At 38.8% G+C, this 1,114-nt stretch carries 1 protein-coding gene; it reads left to right on the top strand.

Features of this window, described 5'->3' with window-relative positions:
- The first annotated feature begins 230 nt into the window (after positions 1-230).
- Positions 231-956: a restriction endonuclease gene (locus CHI06_RS27865; RefSeq protein ID WP_257009491.1), complete on the top strand. Its 726-nt coding sequence runs from the start codon at positions 231-233 to the stop codon at positions 954-956.
- The last annotated feature ends 158 nt before the right edge of the window (positions 957-1,114 follow it).

Genomic DNA, 1,114 nt, shown 5'->3' with positions numbered 1-1,114 from the left:
AAAAAAAGATCTTTAGCTCACATTAGGGATCATAAAAATTTCTCTTTTCTCCGACAAGAAACTTTCTTGAAATGATACCAAAGTTCGTTTTTTAAAAGGGCTCGTCACACATTTAACTAAACGTTTAATTAACAAGAAATTATTCTAATATGTCGAGGATGGTCAGTTGTTGGCTGGTGAAAAATGGTAGAATAGTAGGAGAGATTGATTATAAAGGGGGGGATTATGGTATGAGAAGAACAAAGAAACAACAACGAAAAATAGATGAGGCTATAAATTTAATCCTTTTAATAGTAGCCAGCGCTTCCTTATTTATTACAAAAAATATTTTTGTAACAGGGGTGGTTGTGGGTGTGACAATGATTGTAATGGTTGTCATAGCTTCAAACAAGAGAAAAAGAGCAAAAGAACGGCTGCGAAATTCTAGAATTGAGGAAATCGATTCTATGGATGGCATTCAGTTTGAATATTATTTAAAGGAACTTTATCTATCTAGAGGGTATGGGGTGGAAGTAACGAGTGCCAGCGGTGACTATGGCGCAGATTTAGTGCTGAAAAAGGATGGGAAAAAGATCGTTGCCCAAGCTAAGCGGTATTCTAAGGATGTCGGGATTAAGGCAGTTCAAGAAGTTATCGGGGCGAAGTCATATTATAGGGCAGATGAAGCCTGGGTCGTTACGAATAGCTTTTTCACGAAAGCAGCCAGAGAGCTAGCACAAAAAGGGAGTGTTAGACTGGTGGACCGGGATGAGTTAATTGATTTTATCCTTGAATTAAATTCAGCAGCTGTTAAGCCGGCGGAGCAGGTTAGGACTATTAATTTTGAAACTACTATCAGTAATCATGGGACATGTAGTAAATGTGGCAGCCCTATGGTACTGAAAAAAGGAAAAAGAGGAGAATTTCTTGGGTGCAGTAGTTTTCCGAAGTGTAGATATACAAAAAATGTGGGATAGGCAACCTGATTCATAAAAATAGAATCGCTGTCAGCTGATACATATATAGCAATTCATGGTTACAAATTGGGTGTATGAATGGAACGCCCTCAGAGTTACTCGATGTGACTGTGAGACAAATTAGAGACCGGCTTCCATTGGAAACCGGCCTCGCACTC

The sequence above is a fragment of the Bacillus sp. 7884-1 genome, from assembly GCF_002272245.1.
Taxonomy (GTDB): Bacteria; Bacillota; Bacilli; order Bacillales; family Cytobacillaceae; genus Neobacillus.
This window is presented reverse-complemented; position numbering and strand designations above follow the sequence as displayed.